At 55.6% G+C, this 22,285-nt stretch carries 19 protein-coding genes; 8 read left to right on the top strand and 11 right to left on the bottom strand.

Features of this window, described 5'->3' with window-relative positions:
* Positions 1–5 precede the first annotated feature (5 nt).
* Entirely contained in the window at positions 6–416 is a 411-nt protein-coding gene (locus NST43_RS00635; RefSeq protein WP_339221859.1) for a GNAT family N-acetyltransferase, read from the bottom strand.
* A gap of 110 nt (positions 417–526) precedes the next feature.
* Here NST43_RS00635 and NST43_RS00630 point away from each other — a divergent pair, with 110 nt between their 5' ends.
* Together NST43_RS00630 and NST43_RS00625 are read left to right on the top strand one after the other, a co-directional pair.
* A complete protein-coding gene (locus tag NST43_RS00630; protein ID WP_339221857.1) occupies positions 527–1,423 on the top strand; it encodes an SDR family oxidoreductase in 897 nt (298 codons plus the stop codon).
* A gap of 67 nt (positions 1,424–1,490) precedes the next feature.
* Positions 1,491–1,946 (top strand): hypothetical protein, encoded by a 456-nt coding sequence (locus tag NST43_RS00625; protein WP_209994864.1) that lies wholly within the window; start codon positions 1,491–1,493, stop codon positions 1,944–1,946.
* A gap of 754 nt (positions 1,947–2,700) precedes the next feature.
* Here NST43_RS00625 and NST43_RS00620 read toward each other — a convergent pair.
* From NST43_RS00620 to NST43_RS00610, 3 genes are all read right to left on the bottom strand, one after another.
* Positions 2,701–4,512: an NAD(P)H-hydrate dehydratase gene (locus NST43_RS00620; RefSeq protein WP_339221855.1), complete on the bottom strand. Its 1,812-nt coding sequence runs from the start codon at positions 4,510–4,512 to the stop codon at positions 2,701–2,703.
* Positions 4,513–5,036: 524 nt separating this feature from the next.
* Positions 5,037–5,669 (bottom strand): NAD(P)H-binding protein, encoded by a 633-nt coding sequence (locus tag NST43_RS00615; RefSeq protein WP_339221853.1) that lies wholly within the window; start codon positions 5,667–5,669, stop codon positions 5,037–5,039.
* Between the two features lie 60 nt (positions 5,670–5,729).
* Positions 5,730–6,143 carry a GNAT family N-acetyltransferase gene (locus tag NST43_RS00610; protein WP_339221851.1) on the bottom strand — a complete coding sequence of 138 codons (414 nt, stop codon included), beginning with the start codon at positions 6,141–6,143 and terminating at the stop codon, positions 5,730–5,732.
* Between the two features lie 227 nt (positions 6,144–6,370).
* Between NST43_RS00610 and NST43_RS00605 the strand changes: the two genes are divergently transcribed.
* Positions 6,371–6,679: a hypothetical protein gene (locus NST43_RS00605; protein ID WP_209994401.1), complete on the top strand. Its 309-nt coding sequence runs from the start codon at positions 6,371–6,373 to the stop codon at positions 6,677–6,679.
* Between the two features lie 59 nt (positions 6,680–6,738).
* Here the strand turns inward: NST43_RS00605 and NST43_RS00600 are convergent, their stop codons facing one another.
* From NST43_RS00600 to NST43_RS00585, 4 genes are all read right to left on the bottom strand, one after another.
* Positions 6,739–6,954 carry a DUF2292 domain-containing protein gene (locus NST43_RS00600; protein WP_209994402.1) on the bottom strand — a complete coding sequence of 72 codons (216 nt, stop codon included), beginning with the start codon at positions 6,952–6,954 and terminating at the stop codon, positions 6,739–6,741.
* 100 nt (positions 6,955–7,054) lie between these two features.
* A complete protein-coding gene (gene cysW, locus NST43_RS00595) occupies positions 7,055–7,918 on the bottom strand; it encodes a sulfate ABC transporter permease subunit CysW (protein ID WP_339221848.1) in 864 nt (287 codons plus the stop codon).
* Between the two features lie 177 nt (positions 7,919–8,095).
* Positions 8,096–8,947, bottom strand: a complete 852-nt coding sequence (cysT, locus tag NST43_RS00590) for a sulfate ABC transporter permease subunit CysT (protein ID WP_339221846.1) — start codon at positions 8,945–8,947, stop codon at positions 8,096–8,098.
* A 112-nt stretch (positions 8,948–9,059) separates the two neighbouring features.
* Positions 9,060–10,181 carry a sulfate ABC transporter substrate-binding protein gene (locus NST43_RS00585; RefSeq protein ID WP_339221844.1) on the bottom strand — a complete coding sequence of 374 codons (1,122 nt, stop codon included), beginning with the start codon at positions 10,179–10,181 and terminating at the stop codon, positions 9,060–9,062.
* Between the two features lie 338 nt (positions 10,182–10,519).
* On the opposite strand from NST43_RS00585, the gene NST43_RS00580 reads away from it, so the two are divergent.
* Positions 10,520–12,844, top strand: a complete 2,325-nt coding sequence (locus NST43_RS00580) for an alpha/beta hydrolase (RefSeq protein ID WP_339221842.1) — start codon at positions 10,520–10,522, stop codon at positions 12,842–12,844.
* A gap of 102 nt (positions 12,845–12,946) precedes the next feature.
* Here NST43_RS00580 and NST43_RS00575 read toward each other — a convergent pair whose 3' ends face one another.
* On the bottom strand, positions 12,947–13,999 hold the full coding sequence (locus NST43_RS00575; protein ID WP_209994406.1) for a beta-propeller fold lactonase family protein: 1,053 nt from the start codon (positions 13,997–13,999) through the stop codon (positions 12,947–12,949).
* Between the two features lie 256 nt (positions 14,000–14,255).
* On the opposite strand from NST43_RS00575, the gene NST43_RS00570 reads away from it, so the two are divergent.
* The 3 genes from NST43_RS00570 (at position 14,256) to NST43_RS00560 (ending at position 16,421) form a co-directional block, all read left to right on the top strand.
* Positions 14,256–14,516: a GlsB/YeaQ/YmgE family stress response membrane protein gene (locus NST43_RS00570; RefSeq protein ID WP_036732764.1), complete on the top strand. Its 261-nt coding sequence runs from the start codon at positions 14,256–14,258 to the stop codon at positions 14,514–14,516.
* 166 nt (positions 14,517–14,682) lie between these two features.
* Complete coding sequence (locus NST43_RS00565) at positions 14,683–15,189, top strand: CcdC protein domain-containing protein (protein ID WP_209994407.1); 507 nt, start codon at positions 14,683–14,685, stop codon at positions 15,187–15,189.
* Positions 15,190–15,458: 269 nt separating this feature from the next.
* Positions 15,459–16,421: an L-lactate dehydrogenase gene (locus NST43_RS00560; RefSeq protein ID WP_339221838.1), complete on the top strand. Its 963-nt coding sequence runs from the start codon at positions 15,459–15,461 to the stop codon at positions 16,419–16,421.
* Positions 16,422–16,511: 90 nt separating this feature from the next.
* Here the strand turns inward: NST43_RS00560 and NST43_RS00555 are convergent, their stop codons facing one another.
* Both NST43_RS00555 and NST43_RS00550 read right to left on the bottom strand, forming a co-directional pair.
* Positions 16,512–18,506, bottom strand: a complete 1,995-nt coding sequence (locus NST43_RS00555; protein WP_339221836.1) for a methyl-accepting chemotaxis protein — start codon at positions 18,504–18,506, stop codon at positions 16,512–16,514.
* A gap of 215 nt (positions 18,507–18,721) precedes the next feature.
* Complete coding sequence (locus NST43_RS00550; protein WP_339221834.1) at positions 18,722–21,058, bottom strand: heavy metal translocating P-type ATPase; 2,337 nt, start codon at positions 21,056–21,058, stop codon at positions 18,722–18,724.
* Between the two features lie 220 nt (positions 21,059–21,278).
* Between NST43_RS00550 and NST43_RS00545 the strand changes: the two genes are divergently transcribed.
* Positions 21,279–22,232, top strand: a complete 954-nt coding sequence (locus NST43_RS00545) for a cation diffusion facilitator family transporter (protein WP_339225307.1) — start codon at positions 21,279–21,281, stop codon at positions 22,230–22,232.
* Positions 22,233–22,285: the final 53 nt, after the last annotated feature.

Raw genomic sequence — 22,285 nt, 5'->3', positions numbered from 1 at the left:
TGCTCTTATTTCGAGAAAAGCAACAGCCCGTCCCGCTCCTGCCAGCCGATACGGGTCCAGAAGCTGCGGCCCAGGGCATTATCTTCGATCACCATGAGATGGCATTTCGTTATGCCTGCTTCCCGCAGCTCCGCGAGGCAACGCCTCACCAGCTCACGGCCTGTACCGCTTCCCCGGCTGCCGCTGTCGACAGCCACATGATACATATAGCCTCGGCGTCCGTCATGCCCGCACATCGCTGTGCCCATTAGAGTGCCATCTTCCTTCACGCACACCTGGCTGATCCCCGGATTCCGCTCCAGATAACGGATAATATGCTCACGTGAGTCGGCTTCACTGAGGCCCATTCCGTCCGTATTCTCCCATAACTGATAAGCCGCGTCGTAATCGTCCCCTATCATTGCTCTATACATCATTCATTTCCCCCATTTCTAAGTTAATGACTCCACTTCACGCCGCACGCTTTTCTGGGCGTATGCATACCCATATACGGAAGAGATGAGCCAGCAAGGAGGAGTAACCCCAGATGAACCCCGTGTATCCTTATTATGGTGAAAAGACGGTCTGTCATGTGCAGCCTGTCGCTTTCCCCCCTCAGCACCAGGACCACCAGCCCGGGCTGGAGAGCGTGATGCAGCCGCCTCCAATCAGCGAGCAGCCGCAAGGCAGAAGCGGGCGGCTTCAGGGAAAGACCGCGCTGATTACCGGCGGAGACAGCGGTATTGGAAGAGCGGCGGCATTCGCTTTTGCCAGAGAGGGAGCAGATATTGCTATCGCCTATCTGGATGAAGCTGCCGATGCCGCAGCGACCCAGCGCCGGATTGAAGAGCTGGGTCGCCGATGCCTGCGGATCGAGACGGACCTGCGCCATAAGGAATGCTGCTTCGCAGCGGTAGAGCATACCGTGCGGACCTTCGGCAAGCTGGATATTCTGGTCAATAACCACGGCGTTCAATATCCGCAGAAGAGTATTCTGGATATTTCGGAGGAGCAGCTGTATCAGACGTACCGGACGAACATTTTCCCGTTTTTTTTCCTGACTCAGGCGGCGCTTCCGCATCTGCATCCCGGGAGTTGCATCATTAACACCGCCTCCATAACTGCTTACCGGGGCCACAAGGAGCTGATAGACTATTCGTCCACCAAGGGCGCTATCGTCTCTTTCACCCGTTCTCTCGCCTTGTCCCTCGCCGGCAGCGGCATCCGTGTCAACAGCGTAGCTCCCGGTCCGGTCTGGACGCCGCTGATTCCTGCCAGCTTCTCTGCGGAGGAGGTCAGTGCCTTCGGTACTGAGACTCCGTTCAAACGTGCGGCACAGCCTTACGAACTGGCAGGAGCCTATGTCTACCTGGCCAGCGATGATGCTTCTTATGTAACCGGCACCTGCATTCATGTTAACGGCGGGGACATGGTGACCAGCTGATCCATGTCCAGGCTTCAGCCGGTCATTCCGGCCGTGTTCATTCCCCAACCCGAAAGGATGTATAGCGATGAATCAACACAAGGATTTCAACCTGCCTTCTGTCCGCCTGAATGCGGGCATGTACGCTCTGACCAAGCTGTCGGCCGCCGGATTGACCTTCATCCTGATCTCCCTGTTCATGCTGATCCATGGCTATGAGAACGGAATTCCGTCCGGCTGGCCGGTATCGGTGCCTTATGCCATCTACGCCTACGGCCTACCGGCTGCCATCCTGGCCGATGCGCTGCTGCGCTTGTTCCGTTCCACCTCGCTCAGCCCGGCACTGGCCCTGTACGCCATTGCCGGCTATGGCGCCGGCCTGTGGCTCGCTGCGGAGCAGGGCGGCGACGCCCTCGTCTCCGGCCTTACTGGACTCGCAATCCTGCTGCTGTTCCGCATCGCCCAAATCGCGGGCGAACGCTTCCCGATCCTGCTTCCCTTCTTCGCTCTGTTCATTCCGCTTGTCTGTCTGGTCTTGTTCTGATCAGGGCGGGTTCAGGCGGGGGCATTGGGGAGGGCTGGGATAGCGGGTAAGGCTGGAGGCCGGGCTGGATGGGATCAGTATTCGGAAACCGCAAACCCTTCTCACCGCACATTGTGTTCGGTTTTCCGCATACATTGGGACCACACGCCTCCGTCAGGCCCAATATGGTCGGTTTTTCGACTATATTTGGACCACACGTCTCCGTCACGACCAATGTGGTCGGTTTTTCGACTATATTTGGACCACACGTCTCCGTCAGGCCCAATATGGTCGGTTTTTCGACTATATTTGGACCACACGTCTCCGTCACGACCAATGTAGTCGGTTTTTCGATTACATTGGGCCCGATGACCTCGCGCTGGCACATTGCGTTAACTCTTATCGTCCGGTGCATCGCGCTCAATAGGATGCCCGAAGCAAACAATTGGAGAAATGTGTCTTATTTCATCCGTTTCTGCCGTTTACAGGCAGGCAAGTGGAAAAGCTCCAACTAATAAAGTTAGTTTTGTCGCCTGGGGTGAAATGTGCTAAATTAAGTGCCGTTTATCCAACTAACGTCCCGCCAGAGCTCATCCGCTCATCAGCAGGTGGACAAAATCCACCTAATTATCCGCTCAAGCAGACAGCAGACTAACATAGACTTTGAACTCCAAGCAGCCCGTGCGCCAGAGCGAGCAAGAGCTTGAACTTGTTAATGAAATGTTGCCGGAGGGCTGGCGCTGTTGGTTGGAGACATCAAACCCGGTGCTTACACTTACAGCGCCTCGATAATATCCCCAGCGATCAGGGCGGCAGGATGGTCCCGCTTCCGGGCGGCGCGTTCTCCGGCCAGCCCGTGCAGGTAAACTCCGAACGCTGCGGCCTGATCCGCATCCAGACCCTGGGCCAGCAGACCGGAGATGATGCCAGTCAGCACATCCCCCGCACCGCCGGTACCCATGCCGGGATGCCCGGTGATATTGATATAGGCCTGCCCTTCAGGCGTTGCTATTACGGTATGGGCGCCTTTGAGCACAAGGATCACTCCATGCTCAACTGCGTAGGACAATGCCAATCCGATCCGGTCCCGCTGCACCTCCGCTGTAGATATTCCCGCCAGACGGGCCATCTCCCCCGGATGCGGGGTCAGAATAACCGGATGGCGGCGGCTCCAGCTCCGGTAATCGGCATCTGCCAGTATATTCAACGCATCCGCATCGATAACCATAGGACCGTCCGTCTCCTCCCACAGTCTGCGGAGCCACTCCGTATCTCCTTCGAACCGGCCCAGGCCGGGGCCGATGGCTATACAATCGCGGCTGGCACTCAGCCGCAGCACTTCAGCGGCCGTACCCGCTTTCCACTCCCCGTCGCCTCCGGCGACCGGGGCCAGCATCAGCTCCGGTACGGAACCGATCACATAGGGCAGCAGCTTCTCCGGCAGCGCCCAAGTTACCAGCCCGCAGCCTGCACGCAGTGCAGCGCGGGCAGACAACAGGCCTGCGCCGCTCATGCGCAGGCTTCCTGCTGCAAGCAGGACATGCCCGTAGGTGCCCTTGTGGCCCTCGGGCGAACGGCGGCGCGCCAGGTCAACCTTAAGGCGCGCCGTCAGTACTTCCGGCGTCAGCAGGCTGACCTTGACGCCGCCCTCCCGGGCAAGGGCAGCGGGTATACCGATGGAGCGGACCACGACCCGCCCGGCGGCCTCTGCGCCGGGATATTGCAGCAGCCCTCGCTTCAGGAACGCGAGGCAGACGGTCACTGACGCATGAATGCATGGCTCATGCGTCTCCCCCGTGTCCGCATCCAGCCCGCTGGGGATGTCCGCGGACACAATGGCTCTGCCGCTGGCGTTCGCAGCGGCAATCAGCTCCGCATAGGCACCGCGCGGGGCTCCCGCGCTGCCTGTGCCGAGCAGCGCATCTACGATGCCGCTGCATGCGGCAAGGTCCAGGGCATCCTTGCCGTAGACTACGGCAGGAATGCCCATGGCTGCAGCGGCATCACGCTGCAGCGCGGCTTCGCCGGCCAGCGACTCCGGCGCGGCCGCGTACACCAGCGTGACGGCGATGCCGGCCTCACGCAGATGCCTGGCGGCGGCGAGGCCATCGCCGCCGTTGTTGCCCTTGCCGGCGAGGACGAGCCAATGCTCTCCGCCGGCACCGGCAAGCATCAGCGCCGCATCTCCGCTGACGGTGAAGCCCGCAGCGTCAGTGCCGAAGCCTGGTGCCCCGCGCCCGCTGGACGCATCCGCTACGCCACCAGTTGATACCGTTTCGCTACTCCGCACTCCACCTCCAGCCGTGCCTGCTCCAACACGCCGTGCATTTCCACCAACTACACCCGCTCCGTCCCGCCCCACATCACTACCTGGCACTCCCGCTTCATTCCTCCGCACTCCACCATCAACCGCTCCAGCCCCCCACGCCCCGCCACCAGCCGAGCTTGCCCGGCGGCGGCACAAGGCGATGACCTCCTCGGCAATAGCCCGTCCGGCATTTTCCATCAGGGCGATGGCCGGGATGCCCAGCCGCTCAATCGTGTTGCGGTCGAATGCCCGCATCTCCTCCGCTGTCACTACATCCATTGGTCCAGACCTCCTTTATAGTTGCTTCGATTGTACTAAGTCCCGTTTCAGCAAACAAATGCCCCAGGTAGCTCATGGCGGCCAACGAGTAACGAGTAAGGATCGGCCTATACAGCAAAAAGTCCTCCCGCTACGAAGAGGACCTCTATGTTAGATAGATAAGGATTCACAACTACCTGCTTGTAATGATTCCAACTATTCAGTCCTGAGGACCAGATAAGTAAATAGGTAAATATAATTTAAAGTAAGCATACTTGCATCCATAGTTGTATTCCATACACCTACAAACACTCAAAAGCACAGCCTTCCTCTTCTAGTTGTAGTTTGTACAACTAAATCTGCCCGATTGGGGAGAATCCCGGCACTGAGGGAGTTTTAAATGTACAGACTACAACTAAACGGATAATCCTTGTAAAATCAGGCGTTTTAGTTGTACAGAGTGCGATTAAACCTGCCGCTGACTCTACCGCTGCCTTTTCACCTTCCGCCTCCGCGTACACTCCCATCAATACCCTACAGTAAAATCAATATCCTACAGTAAACCTGGCCCTGCTGAAATTGCCTTCCTCCAGCTCATCGATGACCGCCACAGCGAAGTCCTGGATGCTGATGCCGCTCCGGCCGTCTTCATCTACAATAAGCCGGTCGAGGCCGATACGGAACTGGCCGGTGCGGCGCCCGTCTACCAGAGCAGCAGGCGGACTAAGATACGTATAATCCAGCTCTGATCCTCTATAGATCTCATAGGCATTAGCATGAGCCGAAGCCAGCGCGCGGTAGTCCTCGGGGAATCCGGCGGTGTCCATCAGCCATTCTCCCGATTCTGTTTTGAGGCTGCCTGCTCCGCCGACAATGATCAGACGCTCAAGCCCAGCTGCCCGCATTCCCTCCAGCAGTGAATCCGCCACCCGCAGCAGATCATTCTCATGCCCCGCCGCCGGACCGAACGCACTGATTACCTCTTCATGCCCGCGCACGGCTGCCGTTACCGAGGCCGGGTCCAGCAGATCAGCAGCCACCACCTGCAGCCGCTCATGCTGGAGGCCGAAGGCTTCTGGTCTGCGTACCGCAGCCGTGACCTCATGTTTTCTTTTTAACGCTTCCTGTACGATGGCACTTCCAACCCTGCCCGATGCTCCAAACACTACAATATCCATTCTCCCGCTGCCTCACTTTCCTAATCTGCTATCCCTTATCATTACACGAGTTCACACTATTTATCGCCGCAGGAACATTCCCTGTGAAGCAGGCATTACCGGCGCGAACCCGTATTTGGCATACAGCTTGGCCGCTTCCCCGTCAGCAATGAGACTGATATATGCCTTCTCCGGCACACTGTCCAGGAATGTGCGGATTTCCCCCATGATGGTTTTTCCGAGACCCCGTCCCTGGAAGGAAGGCTTCACTGCTATATCCTTCACTTGAAAAAAACATCCCCCGTCCCCAATTACCCTGCCCATTCCCACCAGCAGCTCCCCCACATACACCGACACCGCAAAAGCGGAGTTAGGCAGTCCGGCGGACGCTCCCTCTATGCTCATCGGACTAAGCCCGGCTTCCTGCCGCAGCGCCAGATAATCCTCAACTGAGGGCAGCTCCTGCCGGATCTCCGGCTGTGCTGAATTTGTCATAATTCTCCTCCAATATCCTGCAATCTGCAAGCAGATCCCGCTGCCATACTGATACCAATATATATGTATTTGTTCAAAATTGAAACGCCCCGCCTCCTCCGGCGTACAATAACTCAAAACACAGCACTTGCTCTCTGAGGGCGGGCAGGTTATTCTTACCCCGTGTCCTTGGGTAAACTGTGGATAGACAAACAACACTATTATTTTGGAAGGTTGGTGAAGTAATTATGTCTCCTACAGGGAAACTATTCAAATGGGGAACTTTCGCTTATGAGGCTTTTCTGGCGCTGCCGATTATCGGGGGAAGCTTTGTCGTGGCAAATGCCTGGGCTCCGCTAGGAATCGCTTTTCTGCTGCATGCTGTAGCCATAATCATTCTGCTGAGAGAGCGCGGTCCGATCATCGGGAATGCAGTGGGCGTGGTCACCTCGGTGGTTGCCTTGATTCCTTTTGTCGGCTGGATTATGCATGCAATTACCGCTATTATTCTGCTCGTAGAAGGGCTGAGCGGATCACGGCGCAATCCACGTTACTGACAGTCAATCCAAAAAGACCTTCCATTGGTTTCCCAATCGAAGGTCTTTTTGGATTATCCTCATCCCCCAATACGGGTATCGGTCCGCCGGCTTCCGGTCTCTCCACTACCACGTGTATTTGCTGTGCTGTTCTCGAAACGTTTGCGCTCCGTGCGCTCCATCTGTACGATTTGGCCTTCATGCACCACGATGTGCAAAGAGCCGAATTCCATATCGTCGAGCAGTTCCGTGATCCGTGCAAGCCATACCTCATCCACCTTCAGTGGTTTAGCCATTCGCAAGCCTCCCTTTCCCGGTTAGGGAAGTAACTCCACTAAATTCCGTAATTACCACCTTGTATACTATGAATTAACTTAGCACGGCACCCAATAGCTGTCAATGCGCATTTTTGCGTACAAGCAAGCCTTTCACAATCATCGTCACGAGGGCCAGCAGAAGCAGCAAAGAAGCCACCGCGAAGGATGCCGAAAACTGATATTCGTTGTACAAAATTTCGACATGCAGCGGCAAAGTATTCGTCTCGCCGCGAATATGCCCGGACACCACCGAGACGGCGCCGAACTCGCCCATGGCCCGTGCATTACAGAGAATAATGCCATACAGCAGGCCCCACTTGATATTCGGCAGCGTCACGCGCCAGAAGATCTGCCAGCCGTGCGCCCCGAGTGTAATGGCAGCCTCCTCCTCCTGCGTGCCCTGCTCCTCCATCAGCGGGATCAGCTCGCGGGCCACGAACGGGAACGTGATAAACAGCGTAGCCAGCACGATGCCCGGCAGGGCGAAGACGATTTTGATATCATGGTCGCTTAACCAGGGGCCGAACCAGCCGTGCGAGCCGAACACCAGAATGAAGATCAGCCCGCCAATCACCGGTGATACGGCAAAAGGCAGATCGATCAGCGTGATCAGAAAGCCTTTGCCGCGAAAACGGAACTTGGTCACCGCCCACGCCGCCATGACGCCAAAGACCGTATTCAGCGGAACCGTAATCGCGGCGACCAGCAGCGTCAGCTTCAGCGCCGAGGCGGCATCCGGGTCGGTCAATGCGGCCCAGTAGACATCCAGCCCCCGCTTCAGCGACTCCACCAGCACAATGATCAGCGGCAGCGCAATCAGCCAGAGCAGGACCAGGCCGGCCAAGGAGATGAGCACCCATTTCACCGCTTGTGACTCTGTCGTAGAGGGCGATGACGCGCCTGTTCTCGGCCCAGGGACACGCAGGGGAACCGTACCGGCCATATTTATTCCTCCTAAAAGTTTTATGAAGCATCTACTTCATGACTACACATCGCAATAAAACTCGCTTCGGAAGCATACGCTTAAGTTTTGTTAGCATAGGCTTCCTGAATCTGCTTCGTGCAAAACTCACTTCGGAAGCATTCACTTAAGTTTTATGAAGCATATACCCGTTCTCCCTTATCGCGAGCTCCTCCGCGCCCAATGCTGAAGGCTGTTGATAACCAGCAGCATCAGGAAGGAAAGCAACAGCAGAATCAGGGCCACGGCGGTCGCTCCGGCGTAATCGAACTGCTCCAGCTTGGACATGATCAGCAGCGGGGCGATCTCTGTGCGCATTGGCATATTGCCGGAGATGAACACGACAGAGCCGTACTCGCCAATGCCCCGGGCGAACGCCAGGGCGAAGCCCGTAAGCAGCGGAGGCAACAGCTCCGGCAGGACAATCCGCAGGAAGGTACGCCTGCGGCCTGCCCCCAGCGTAGCAGCGGCTTCCTCCATATCCCTGTCCAGATCCTCCAGCACCGGCTGCACCGTGCGGACGACAAAAGGAATGCCGATGAACATCAGCGCCAGCGTGATGCCCAGCGGCGTGAAGGCTACCTTGAAGCCCAGCGGCGTCAGCAGGGAGCCGATCCAGCCGTTCTGGGAATAGAGGGCGGTCAGCGATACGCCCGCCACGGCTGTAGGGAGCGCGAACGGCAGGTCGATCAGGGCGTCGAAGATTCTTTTACCGGGGAATTCATACCGCACCAGCACCCAGGCCAGCAGCAGTCCCAGAACAACATTGATCAGGGCCGCAGCGCCCGCCGTACTCAGACTGACACGGTAGGAGGCCAGGACGCGCGCATCCGTAGCCACATCCCAGAACTTGGCCCAGCTCAGCCCCGTTGAATTGAAGAGCAGCGCGGACAGCGGCAGCAGGACAACAAGACTCAGATAGAGTACGCTGAACCCCATCGTAATCCCGAACCCCGGCAGCAGCTTGCGCCGTGACACCGTCCTTGCAGCAGCTTTGGTCGTGACATTCATGTGCCCATTCATCCTTTCCTGCCTTCGGCGTGTGGCCGATCAGCCTTGACGGGACCCGCCCTGCATAGATTCACCTTACCTGTTCCGGGCAGCTCCGTTCCGCATCTTACGGTCAGCTGCCCGGCACGTAGATTTTGTCGAAAATCCCGCCGTCATTGAAGTGCTTCGCCTGGGTCTCCTTCCAGGTTCCGAATTTATCCGCCAGGGTGAACAGCTTGATCTCCGGGAATTGATCCTTGAACCCGGCTTTCACGCTATCCAGTGTCGGACGGTAATAGTTCTCGGCAGCAATCTTCTGGCCTTCCTCGGTGTAGAGATATTTCAGGTAGGCATCTGCTACCTCACGGGTTCCCCTTTTATCGACCACCTTATCCACCACCGCAACCGGCGGCTCAGCCAGAATACTCTCTGACGGATTCACAATCTCGAATTTGTCCGGACCCAGCTCCTTGATGGACAGATACGCCTCATTCTCCCAAGCGATCAGCACATCTCCGATGCCGCGTTCCACGAAGGTAGTGGTGGACCCGCGAGCGCCAGTGTCAAGGACCGGTACATTTTTGAACAGCTTTTGCACGAATTCCTGAGCCTTGGCTTCATCATTATTGTTGTGGTCCAGCGCATAGCCCCAGGCAGCTAGATAGTTCCAGCGGGCACCTCCGGAGGTCTTGGGGTTAGGGGTGATGACCTCTACGCCCTCCTTCAGCAGATCCGGCCAGTCCTTGATGCCTTTCGGGTTGCCTTTGCGGACGAGGAACACGATGGTGGAGGTATACGGGGAGCTGTTATGCTCATATTTACTCTGCCAGTCCGCGCCGATCAGCCCAGCTTCCTGAAGCGCATCAATGTCATACCCGAGCGCCAGTGTAACGACATCTGCCTCCAGGCCGTCCAGCACGGCCCGGCTCTGCTTGCCCGATCCGCCATGTGATTGCTTAACTGTTACCTTCTGTCCGGTCTCCTGCTCCCAGTAGGCGGCGAAGGCCTTGTTGTAGTTCGCATACAGCTCACGCGTTGGATCATAGGATACATTCAGCAGCTCTACAGGATCTTTGGACTGTGTCTGGGTGGATTCCGGTGCAGCTGGCGTATTCGCAGCCGCTTCTGTTGCTGCCGGGGCCGCTGTTCCTGCACCCGCACTGTTCCCTGTATTACTGTTCCCGCAAGCCGTAAGCCCTGCCGTCAATATCAATGCAAACCCGGCGAGAAGCCCCTTCTTGATCCCTTTTGTCATCTTAGCCCACTCCCCATAATAGTCTTGTAACAAGCAATAGACGCAGGAAAGCCCGCTTGCGGCAAGTCAAACCGGTCTTGTAGACACGTATCTGCGAGCCTGAAGCAGGCGTTCCTCCGTCTGTACGGTAAGAACTTATTCTATTATTCCTACCCATTTAGTAGGTTATACAGCTATAATACTGAACGCTTCCCGCGCTGTCAAACCTTTTTTCACTTTGGATGAAAGACTACAATCGATGGGACCGGAGCAGGGAGCGGCTCCAGTTCCTGTAAGACCCACTTGTTATTGTTGCCCCAAAGTAATATCATTGCTACATCTTATAGGGGGAAATAATCATGGGAATGGATTTGGAGTATGGCCCCGCGCCGCAGGGACCGCGGCTGCACAGGCGCGTACTCAGAGAACTGGGCAGACGCATTCTGGAGACGTACAGATACGATACCACCTTATGGAGGACTGCGCTCAGCGGTCCTTGGATTCTATGCATTCTGGCTTTTTCTATAGTTATTATGGGTATTCCTACCGGACTCGGAAGCGCAGCGGATATTATGCTGGCAGCCGGCGCGGGGACGCTTGTTATGGCGCTGGCCGGCAATCTGCTGGCTGTGCTGCTCTCCCTAACTGGACTCCGCTGTCCGCATCTGTTCGCGGGCTCTTTGCTCAGCACCTATGGGGCTGTACTACTCATCCTGTATTTTTCCGATCTGGAGCTTGGAGCTGCAGCCGTTGTCGCCTGTATCGCAGCCTTGGCCTGCGGGATAGGGGGACTTGCGGCCGGTCTTCTGCGGACCCGGAGAATGCTCACCGGTGGTCTGCTGGCAGCGGCACTCTTCCTCTCCCCCTTCGCACTGGCCTATGGCTATGGGACGGGAAGCAGCCCGGTATCTGCACCCTCGCTTCAGAGTCTGGCGGCGGACGGACAGGTGCTTCCCGTAACGGCGGACGATCCCACCCAGCCGGGCGTCTATGAGTTCCACACCTTCACCTATGGCAGCGGCAAGGATCTGCAGCGCAAGGCGTATGGCAAGGATGTCCTGCTAGCCTCCGCTTCCGTAGACGCTACCGGGTATATCTCTTCCTGGCCCGTGCTGCGGACCCTGTTCTGGGGGTTCGATCCCGCTTCCCTCCCGCTGAATGCCAGAGTGTGGATGCCGGATGGGGACGGGCCTTATCCGCTGGTGCTCATGGTGCATGGAAATCATATGATGGAGGACTTCTCCGAGGACGGCTATGCCTATCTTGGTGAATTACTGGCCAGCCGGGGCTTCATCGCGGTCACCCTGGATGAGAATTTCCTGAATTATTCGGCCTGGTCGGGTATTCCGGACAACGACTTCAAGGCGCGGACCTGGATGATTCTGAAGCATCTGCAGCAGATCGGCAGCTTCGCGGAGCAGCCTGGCACCCCCTTTTACCAGAAGGTTGATTATGACTCTGTTGCGCTGCTGGGCCACAGCCGCGGCGGGCAGGCCGTAGCGATGGCTGCGGATGCGTCACGCTGGTTCAGCGGTGATCCGGCTCTGGACGCCCTTCAGCAGTTCCATATTACTTCAGTCATTGCCCTGGCCCCTACGGATAAAATAATCGACAGCAAGCAGGCCCGTCTAACCGATGTGAGCTACCTGACCCTGCAGGGCGCCCGTGACGGCGATGTGCATGATTTCTACGGGGACCGGCAATATATGCGTGCTTCCTACACCGGCAATACCCCTGGCTTCAAAAGCTCGCTCTATATTGCCGACGCTAATCATAGCCAGTTCAATACGGACTGGGGGCTATACGACCAGACGCTGCCAACCGGCCTCTTCCTGAAGCGCTCACGGATCATGGACGGGGAGCAGCAGCGGCAGATCGCCAAGATCTATGTCTCTGCCTTCCTGGAGACCACGGTGCACGGAAAGTCCGAATACCGGCAATTGTTCCGCGATTACCGTAGCGGCGCCCGGTGGCTGCCGGATACCGCCTACTATAACCGCTTCCAGAGCGGGAACTATATTACGGTGGCTGACTATGATGAAGACCGCAAGAGAGGTGCCGTCCAAGGCGGGACCGTCTCAACTGCCGGGCTTCAATGGAGCGAAGAGGCCGCGAAGGACCGCGAGCGGAACAATAAGCCCTCTTATGGTATTCTGCTGGAGCGCAGCGCAAGCCCGGATCAGGAGCCTGCGGATGCCGAGGCCGCTTACAGCATTAGGCTCAGCGACACGCTGACCCGGACGCTTGCGGAATCCCCTGCCGTAGAGGGGCTGACCTTCTCCCTGGCGAACCATAATTCCGATCCTAACGAGGACGGAGATTCCAAGCCGCTGCCGGAGGTTGAGCTCTCCCCGGATGTGGAGGTGGAGCTAACCGACAGCAAGGATACCGCCGCAAGAATCCCTCTGGACGAGGTGATGGACATTCTGCCGCTGCCGCAGACGGAATTTACGCTTAGTCCATGGCTGGAGGAGCGGATCAGTGACGGCAAATTCAGCAACCTCTCGGAGGCCGTCTACCAGACGTACAAGCTGCCCTTCGAGCTGTTCCTTGAGGAAGAGCCTGAGCTTGATCCGGACAGTCTGAAGGGTATCACCTTTTATCTGCAAGGGACAGAAGACAAGATTATGCTGGACGACATCGGCTTCTATGAGCGGGAGGAACCGCGGACAGGAGTGCATTAACCGGACATTATTCTATCTATAAAAAGCCCAAATTGCCCCCTGTCCGCCATATTCCGGCGGACAGGGGGCTTTGTTGTTCCTGCACATGGACACTTGTAGAGGTTAGTCCAGGGCTACAAGGCAGACAGGTGCCGGCACTTCCAGTTCATTGCCGGTAGGGATCAGCCGGCCGGTCTCACTGTCTATGCGGAAGGAGGCAATATTGCCGCTGTTCTGGTTAGCAGCGAGCAGCATGCCGCCGATCAGAGCGAAGTTGCGCGGTGTGCGTCCCCCGGAGATTACCCAGTCCTCCGCTTCCAGCAGACCTGTAGCATTATCGATGTGGAACAGGGCGATGCTGTCATGTCCACGGTTGGATACGTAGAGGTAGCGTCCGCATGGCGATACATGGATATCGGCAGCCGTATCATCACTTCCGGCCGTATAGTGCTCCGGGAGACTGCTGATGCTCTGCAGGAGCTTCAGATTACCCTGAGGCTCATCATTGGCGAATACGGTGACCGTATTGCTCAGTTCATTGACCAGATAGATCCATTGCCGCGAAGGATGAACCGCCAGATGGCGCGGTCCTGAGCCTGGAGGAAGCTCTACTTCCCGGTGAGTAACCAGCTTCCCGCTCTCCACACGGTAGAACACGATCTGGTCGAGGCCGAGATCACAGACCAGCACATGTTCACCCGTCTTGTCTGGAATCACGGAATGAGGATGGGGTGCATCCTGACGGTCACTGCGGATTCCCGAGCCTTCATGCTTCACCTGGGAAGACATCTCCTGCAAGGACCCGTCCGGGTTCAGCGGGAACACATTGACGTTGCCTCCCGTATAGTTCGATACGAATATGTAATCTCCCTGCGGAGCTACGGACACATAACACGGTGCACCTCCCCCGGTCGCTCTGCTGCCCAGCGGATGTAAGGCTTTGCTGCCGGGTTCAATGGCATAGGCATGAACTGCACCCTCATCCTGCTCGCTCACTGCATATAATACAGTCTGCGCTGCATTAACCGCCAGATAGGAAGGATTCAGGATCCCCTGGCTACCGCCCATAACCCTCATTTCTCCGGTCTCCTTATCCAGCGCACCGAGCAAGATGGCCTCTTTCTCCTCACTGTTGTACGTTCCAATATAGAATAACACTTCATTAGGCTGGTGCATGGCTGCGGCTCCTTTATTGTATAGTATATAAGCTTATATAACCTGTACACCCCTATTCTCACTCAGCGGGTGATCCTTTATTTCACTCTAACATCTTTATGTACCCACCACCATATCAGGGTTAAACAGCATAAATTTGGACAGACTGGAATACTAAATAAATGTGTGCCGGCAAAATTTAACACTGGTTTAAACGCTGTGCATAAGGTTAATAGTAACCATCGAAGACAACAAACACAAAAGGAGCTGAGAGTTAATGAGTTTACTATGGATGTTGATTGTTGGTGGCGTAATTGGTTGGCTGGCCGGGTTGATTATGGGTAGAGACATTCCAGGCGGAATTATCGGAAACATTATCGCTGGTATTCTCGGTTCATGGCTCGGCGGCATGCTGCTGGGAAGCTGGGGACCTAAGATCAGCGACTACTATGTCTTCCCATCACTGATCGGTGCTGTGGTTCTGATCTTTATCGTCAGCCTGATTCTGCGTTCGGTTGGCGGACGTAGCCGTTCTTAAGCTTAATAGCAGGCTTCATCTCTGAAGCAGCTGACTATACTTAGCAAGCAGACCCGCCGGGGTAGACCCCTGGCGGGTTTGCTGTATGTACCTCATTCTGACATCCGTTCATTATCTGCTATAATGAAGACAATAGTGACCGAAATCACAGAGAGGACAGTGAATTATGGGTAACATCAACCCCTCACTTCTGCATGTGGGCTCCACGCTGGGGGCCGTATTCATGGCGCTGATGGTGATTTTTATCCGCATGAAGGCCAGTGCCCGCCCGGTAACCATCCGCAAAATATGGATTCCGCCGCTTGGCATGTCCACCGGCTTCGCCATGTTTGTCGTACCGGAAGTGCGCTTCCCCTGGTGGTGGGCGGCCCTTGCATTCCTGGTCGGCTGGTTTATTTTTGCCTATCCGCTAATTCGCAGTACGCGGTTCGAAGAACGTGAAGGGCTGATCTATGCCCAGCGCTCCAAGAGCTTCGCGTTCATTCTGCTTGGACTGCTGCTGGTCCGCACCCTGCTCCATGAGTTCATCAACCGGTATGTATCTGTTCCGCAATCCGGCGGATTATTCTTCATTCTGGCCTTCGGCATGATCCTCCACTGGAGATTGTTCATGTATAAGCACTACACCGGAATGCTGCCTGCCGAGCCGCAGATTCCGCAGCCCCGGGTCTAGGGCCAAGCGGGGACGAATGATCTTCAATTAACAGGGGGTGTCCCTGGCAGCCACATGGATGACTGCCGGGAGCACCCCTTCCTTCTGCCTTCCCAAATGCCCATCAGCTGCATATTATAGTTCATAAGAACCCTGATACTCTAACCTTCCATGTGAATTGTGGCCAAATAACGGACGGCTATAGCGGGCATTTTCGGTGCCATGTCAGGTAACTTGCGATGAGATCAGTTAGAATAGTACCATACTTGTAGAGAGTGGGGACTGGGCAATTGAAAAGTAAATCGAGAAAAGTGGCAATCGTCGGCTCCGGCATGGTCGGCTCAAGCGTTGCCTATTCCATGGTGAATCAGGCTATATGCGATGAGATCATGATGATCGACCGCACCTACGACCGGGCCATGGCACAAGCGCTTGATCTCTCGCACTGCATGGACTTCACCGGAACACGCACCAAGGTCTATGCCGGCACCGCCAGCGACTGCGCGGGGATGGATGTCGTCATTCTGACGGCTGGCGCCAATCCCAAGCCCGGGCAGACCCGGCTGGATGTACTGGATGCCGCTGCTGTAATTACCCGGGAGATTATCACCGAGATTATGGCAGGCGGCTTCGATGGGATCTTCGTCGTCGCTGCGAACCCTGTAGATATTGTCACTTATATGGTCTGGCAGATCTCCGGCCTGCCGCGGCACCGGGTAATCGGCACAGGTACCTCCATCGACTCTTCCCGGCTGAAAACACTGCTGTCGGAGGTGTTCACGATTGATCCGCGCAGCGTCAACGGCTACGCCCTTGGCGAGCACGGAGAGTCGCAGTTCGTGGCCTGGTCCCATGTGACGATCGGCGGCAAGCCGATTCTGCAGATTATGGAGCAGCACCGCGAGCGCTTCAGCAGCCTGGACCTTATGGATATCGCCCGCAAGACGAAGGATGCAGGCTGGGAGATTTTTACGCGCAAGGGCTCAACTCACTTCGGGATCGGCAGTGCGCTCGCCTACATCACCCGCTCCATTCTGAATGACGAACACAAAATCATCGCCGTCTCCGCCATCCTGGACGGGGAATACGGACAAAGCGGCGTATGTGCCGGAGTGCCGGCCATTATCGGCAGCAGCGGTATTCAGGAATTGCTGGAGCTGAACCTCAGCGATACGGAGATGGCCAAATTCACTGCCTCCTGCAGCATCATCCGCGCGGGAATAGATAGCCTCACGCTGGAGGAGCAGCACTAAGCTTAACAGCACAGCCTTACAGCAAACACCCCTCTGCTATACACAGTAACCTGTGCGGCAGAGGGGTGTTTACGATTATTTTACCTGATATTATTGAAACTTCTCGATCTCGCTGCGCAATTCGCTCATTAGCTGGTTGAGGGATTCGGCTGAGGTTACGACCTGGCCCATCAGATTCCGCTGCTCGGTGGAAGCCTCCGCCACCATCTCGGCACTCTCGGCAGAATCTCTGGCAATGATCAGCATATCGGAGATGGAGGCTGTAATCTCCTCTGTCCCGGCGGACATCTGCTCATTGACGGCAGAGACGTCCTGAATTTGAACCGATACCTCACGGATGGACGAGCGGATATGGTCGAAGGAGGTGCCTACGTTTTGCATTTTACCCATCCCGTCGCCGATCTCAGCAATACTCTTCTCCATAGAGACCTCGGCCGCTCTGGTGGATTCCTGAATCTGACGGATCAGCTCCACAATGTTCACAATGGCACTGTTCGTGCGCTCCGCCAGCTTCTTCACTTCATTCGCTACCACGCCGAACCCGCGCCCGTGCTCGCCTGCTCTGGCCGCTTCAATCGACGCATTGAGGGATAACAGGCCCGTCTGATTGGAGATTTCCGAGATCACATCGATAATCTGCCCAATCTGTTCGGATTGCCCGCTCAGATTACTGATCAGAGCCGAGGTCTCCTCCGCTGCGCCGCTAATTACAGTCATTTGCTTAAGTGTGGATTGAATCTCCACGTAGCCGTTCTCGACCTCAGTGCTGACCGTCTCCGCTTGGTCGGACACATTAACAGAGGATTCCGCAATCCGCTGCAGCCCGATCGCCATCTCCTCCGTAGCTCTGGCCGCCTGCTCCGATCCCTTGAACTGCTCTCCCATTCCATGGGCGACTTCCTGGGCCACCGTCTCAATTTCTGCCGACGTATTGGAGGATTGGCTGGCGTAGTTCAGCACCCCTTCTGCAGATACAGCGACCTGCGCCACTGTAGCATCGATTTTACCGACAATGCCGGACAAGGATCCGATCATATCATTAATACTCTGGCTCATCTGGCCAATCTCATCACTGGAACGTACGGTTACCCGTTCGCTGAGCTGGCCGTCCGCCACTTTCTTCATCACCCCGGAGATTGCTGCAATCGGCTTCACAATCAGACGGGTCAGATACAAGGCCACGGCAATGACCGCCAGAATGATGATTACAATGAACAATGTGGATATCCGCTGGGCTGAGGTGACTTTGGCGGTAATCTCGCTTTTGGGAACCGTAATCAGCAGCTTCCAGTCTGTGCCCGGGACGGTACGGAAATAGGTAATCACCTGTTTGCCGTCTTCTCCCTTGTAGGCCTCCGAGCCCGCTTCCTTGCCGAGAATATGCTCTACGGCTTGCTTCATCTCCGTTGTCTTGGCATAATCCGCGATATTCTTGCCGATCCGCTCGGTCTCGGAGTAGGCGTAATAATCCCCCTTGCCCGAGATCACGTATCCGTAGCCGGTATCGCCCACGTGGATGTTTTTGCCCATCTCCATCAGAATGTCCGGTGTCACCGAGAAGGCGATGCCGCCGCCAAACTGCTTGTCCTTGTCCACGACCGGAACGAATACCGGGATAATATATTTACTGAGCTGCTCCAGATAAGACATCTCCGCTACCGCCGGGGCAAGACTCTTCTTGGCCTGCAGGAAATATGCCGATTGGCCTACATCCGCCGTAAGCTTAAGGGAATTAGCCAGAATGCCTTGCTTGTTAATGACACTGTAGCCTTCGGACTGCGTATCGCTCTCTTCCAGTACCTTGACCACAGGGAAAATAGTATCCGGTCTTGCGGTATCGAATTCAGGATGCTGCGCAATCAGCTCCTGGACCGCAGATGTCCGCGTATTCAGCCACTCTACGATCCGTGTGGTATTCATCTCCAGAATATTCTGGGCGAGCTCCTCACTGTCGTCTCTGGTCACACCCCCGAAATATTGCATGAAAAAGATCGTGACACCAAGCAGAGGTACAATAGCAATTGCCAAAATAACAAGCGAATACTTGCTTTGCAGCGATAGTGATTTTCCGTTCTTTGCATTCATTTTCAATTTTGACCATACGCTTGCCTCATTCACCGCAAAATCCCCCTAAAAACCCATTGTGGTCTTCCATATGCTGTAAATATATATTGATATATCGGCATAAATAGACAAAAAACATAATACATGCAATAAAAATAAGCCTTAAGACCCAAAAATTAGGATCATTAAGGCTTATACTTTTCATAATTATTTCATTATCGATTCATCTTACACGATTATACCGATTTCGGCGGCTGTAAGGCGCGCATGCTGTTCAGTACAGCGAGTACAGTAACTCCGACATCCGAGAATACGGCCTCCCACATGGTGGCTATTCCGAACGCTCCCAGCAGCAGGAAGACCGCTTTGACTCCCAGCGCAAAAGCAATGTTCTGCCAGACGATGGTCCGTGTCCGCTTGGCGATCCCAATGGCGGAGGCGATTTTGGAAGGCTCATCCGTCATGATTACAATATCTGCTGCTTCAATCGCCGCATCCGAGCCAAGTCCGCCCATGGCAATCCCGACATCCGCTCTGGCCAGCACCGGAGTATCATTAATCCCGTCCCCGACAAAAATGATCTTCTCCTTCGGCCCCTTTTCCCGCTCCAGCCGTTCAATCGCCGCGACCTTATCTCCCGGCAGCAGCTCTGCATGAATCTCCTTAATGCCCAGCTGTCTGCCGACAGACTCGGCTACAGGAGCGGCATCGCCGGTCAGCATGACCGTCTTGTGAATTCCCAGTGCATTCAGAGCCTGAATCGCCTTAAGGGAATCGTCCTTCACTTCATCTGCAATGACGAGATATCCTGCGTAGCGCTTATCTACAGCAATATGAACGATCGTTCCATACTCCTGCGGGGTCACGCTGGCAATTCCTTCACGCTCCATCAGCCGCATGTTCCCGGCCAGCACTGCCTTCCCCTCCACGGTAACGGCGATGCCGTGCCCGGAGATTTCGTTATAGTCGGTAATGGCTTCACCAGGAATAGCTTCGCCATAGGCTGCACGGATGGATTCCGCAATCGGATGGCTGGAATGGCTCTCCGCATAAGCCGCTACCCGCAGCAGCTCCTGCCCGGTGAAGCCTTCTGCCGGAACATTGCCGGTCACGGTGAACTGGCCTTTGGTCAAGGTTCCTGTCTTATCGAACACAACGATCTTCACATCATTCAACGCTTCCAGGTAGTTGCTGCCCTTCACCAGAATCCCGCTGCGGGAAGCCGCTCCGATCCCGCCGAAGAACCCGAGGGGAATCGACACGACAAGCGCACAAGGACAAGAAATAACGAGGAAGACCAGTGCACGGTAGATCCAGTCCGAGAAGGTCGCTCCGCTCAGAATCAGTGGCGGAACCACTGCCAGCAGCAGCGCTGTTATAACTACAACCGGCGTATAGGCACGGGCGAATTTGGTGATGAAATTCTCTGTTTTCGCTTTGTTATTCGTAGCATTCTGTACCAGCTCCAGAATCTGCGAGACTGCCGATTCACCGAAGTCCTTGGTCACTTCAATGGTAATCACGCCATTGCGGTTAATGAATCCGCTCAGCACCTGGCTTCCCGGCTGTGTCGAGCGGGGTACCGATTCTCCGGTCAGTGCCGAGGTATCCATCATCGCGCTGCCCTCAAGAATAATCCCGTCCAGCGGAACCTTCTCGCCGGGCTTAACTACGATGCTGTCCCCTACTCTAACCTCTTCGGGGGACACCTTGCGCAGATTATTGCCTTCCTTCAGATAGGCGAATTCCGGCCGGATATCCATCAGCGCTGTAATCGAACGGCGTGAACGATTCACGGCCATTCCCTGGAATAGCTCCCCTACCTGATAGAAGAGCATAACCGCGACGCCTTCGGGATATTCGCCGATGGCGAAAGCACCGATGGTCGCAAGGGCCATCAGGAAGTTCTCATCGAACACCTGGCCTCTTACAATATTCCGGGCAGCGGCGAGGACAACCTCACCGCCGACAATCAGATAGGCTGCTAAGAAGATCAGCAGCTCGGCAATTCCGCTGACCGGCAGGAACATCCCGGCAGCAGCCAGAACAGCACCGCCCCCCAGCCGGATCAGGATGCGGCGCGTATTGCCCTCCCCATGCTCATGGCTGTGTCCGTGGGCATGTGAATCCTCCTGGCTGTGGCTGTGCTCAGCGGCATGTGAATGCTGGTGCCCGTCTTCATGGGCACGCCCTTCTCCGTGGGCATGCTCATGACCGTGCGGTTCACCGTGGGTATGAACATGGCCCTGTCCTTGAACCGCTACACCGCGCACCTGAGCTGCACTCTCCGCAGACAACGGCTTCTTAGCAGCCCGCGAAGCTTGAACTGCCCGCGGCTTCACATGCGGCTCCAGCTTGGTAATTGTATGCTCAGCCTGCCCGGCGATCTCATCCGCAGCAGCCGCCGTTGTCTCCAGTATCATGGTCTTCGTGGCGAAGTTGACGGAGCAGGAGGACACGCCTTCAATCTTCTTGACCTTATTCTCGATTTTCATTGCGCAGTTCGCGCAGTCCAGCCCATCCAGGACCCATTTCCGCTTCACATTGTCTTCTACCGTACTCAAATGACTCATCTCCCTTGATCGAACCTATATATGAGTATTTGTTCATATGTTAACTTACACTTATTATATTCCCCTGAATCATGCAGTGTCAATGCATTCGGCCCACAGATTGTGGCAAAAATAAAAATAAGAAAAGCTTGTAATTTGCCTGCGTTCGCCATAATATTAACATATGAGCAATCATTCATATGTTAACTGAAAAGAGGTCCTACTAATGAACAATTCCAAAATGAACAACGATTTACACACTCACTCACATGCTGGATCACATGCTCATTCGCACGCTGACGGGCATTCCCATTCACATTCACACGCACCGGATAATAAGAAAGGCCTGCTGATCGCCTTAATCATCACCGGCGGTATTATGTTTCTTGAATTCTTCGGCGGCCTGTTCACCGGGAGTCTGGCTCTTTTGTCCGACTCGGGGCATATGCTCAGCGATACCGCCTCCCTTGCCCTTAGCCTTGTAGCCATGATTATCGCGGTGAAACCGGCATCCTCCAAGAACTCCTACGGCTTCCACCGGTTCGAGATTATGGCAGCCTTGTTCAACGGGGTGACCCTGTTCGTGATTGCCGGATTCATTATGTATGAAGCTTTCCAGCGCTTCTCCGCCCCTCCGGTGGTAGCCAGCGGAACGATGATGCTGATTGCCAGTGTCGGACTGCTGGCCAATCTCGTCAGCGCGTGGTCACTGATGCGCAAAAGCGGGGCTAAAGACAACATCAATATCCGCAGTGCTTACCTGCACGTGATCAGCGATGCCCTCGGCTCCGTCGGCGCACTAGTGGCTGGTCTGATTATGAACCTGTTCTCCTGGTATGTCGCAGATCCTATCATCAGCGTGCTGGTCGCCCTGCTCATCCTGCGCAGCGCCTGGGGTGTCATCAAGCAGGCCTTCCATATTCTTATGGAAGGAACTCCGCTTAGCGTGAATGCCGATGATGTCGAGAAGGCGCTACTGGGCATTGAAGGGGTTCAGGATGTGCATGACCTGCATATCTGGACCATCACCTCCGGCCTGGATGCCCTAAGCGGTCATCTGCTGATCAAAGACGGGGTGAATACGGAGCAGGTGCTGCAACAAGCACTTAAATTAGTGGAAGAGAATTTCGGCATCCAGCACTCCACACTGCAGATTGAGAATTCCGCTGTGAAGCACGGTCACCTTCCGGTCTGAGGAAGAGGAGGTAAGTGGAGGAGGCATACATTTCGTACACATACCCTCGCACT

Source organism: Paenibacillus sp. FSL H8-0332 (assembly GCF_037963835.1).
GTDB classification, from domain to species: domain Bacteria; phylum Bacillota; class Bacilli; order Paenibacillales; family Paenibacillaceae; genus Paenibacillus_AQ; species Paenibacillus_AQ rhizoplanae.
The sequence above is the reverse complement of the archived record's forward strand: the minus strand, read 5'-3'. Positions and strand labels throughout refer to the sequence as shown.

Coding starts and splice junctions, on each gene's coding strand:
- NST43_RS00635 (WP_339221859.1), bottom strand. CDS start 416: ATGATGTATAGAGCAATGATAGGGGACGATTACGACGCGGCTTATCAG.
- NST43_RS00630 (WP_339221857.1), top strand. CDS start 527: ATGAACCCCGTGTATCCTTATTATGGTGAAAAGACGGTCTGTCATGTG.
- NST43_RS00625 (WP_209994864.1), top strand. CDS start 1,491: ATGAATCAACACAAGGATTTCAACCTGCCTTCTGTCCGCCTGAATGCG.
- NST43_RS00620 (WP_339221855.1), bottom strand. CDS start 4,512: ATGGATGTAGTGACAGCGGAGGAGATGCGGGCATTCGACCGCAACACG.
- NST43_RS00615 (WP_339221853.1), bottom strand. CDS start 5,669: ATGGATATTGTAGTGTTTGGAGCATCGGGCAGGGTTGGAAGTGCCATC.
- NST43_RS00610 (WP_339221851.1), bottom strand. CDS start 6,143: ATGACAAATTCAGCACAGCCGGAGATCCGGCAGGAGCTGCCCTCAGTT.
- NST43_RS00605 (WP_209994401.1), top strand. CDS start 6,371: ATGTCTCCTACAGGGAAACTATTCAAATGGGGAACTTTCGCTTATGAG.
- NST43_RS00600 (WP_209994402.1), bottom strand. CDS start 6,954: ATGGCTAAACCACTGAAGGTGGATGAGGTATGGCTTGCACGGATCACG.
- cysW (WP_339221848.1), bottom strand. CDS start 7,918: ATGGCCGGTACGGTTCCCCTGCGTGTCCCTGGGCCGAGAACAGGCGCG.
- cysT (WP_339221846.1), bottom strand. CDS start 8,947: ATGAATGTCACGACCAAAGCTGCTGCAAGGACGGTGTCACGGCGCAAG.
- NST43_RS00585 (WP_339221844.1), bottom strand. CDS start 10,181: ATGACAAAAGGGATCAAGAAGGGGCTTCTCGCCGGGTTTGCATTGATA.
- NST43_RS00580 (WP_339221842.1), top strand. CDS start 10,520: ATGGGAATGGATTTGGAGTATGGCCCCGCGCCGCAGGGACCGCGGCTG.
- NST43_RS00575 (WP_209994406.1), bottom strand. CDS start 13,999: ATGCACCAGCCTAATGAAGTGTTATTCTATATTGGAACGTACAACAGT.
- NST43_RS00570 (WP_036732764.1), top strand. CDS start 14,256: ATGAGTTTACTATGGATGTTGATTGTTGGTGGCGTAATTGGTTGGCTG.
- NST43_RS00565 (WP_209994407.1), top strand. CDS start 14,683: ATGGGTAACATCAACCCCTCACTTCTGCATGTGGGCTCCACGCTGGGG.
- NST43_RS00555 (WP_339221836.1), bottom strand. CDS start 18,506: ATGAATGCAAAGAACGGAAAATCACTATCGCTGCAAAGCAAGTATTCG.
- NST43_RS00550 (WP_339221834.1), bottom strand. CDS start 21,058: ATGAGTCATTTGAGTACGGTAGAAGACAATGTGAAGCGGAAATGGGTC.
- NST43_RS00545 (WP_339225307.1), top strand. CDS start 21,279: ATGAACAACGATTTACACACTCACTCACATGCTGGATCACATGCTCAT.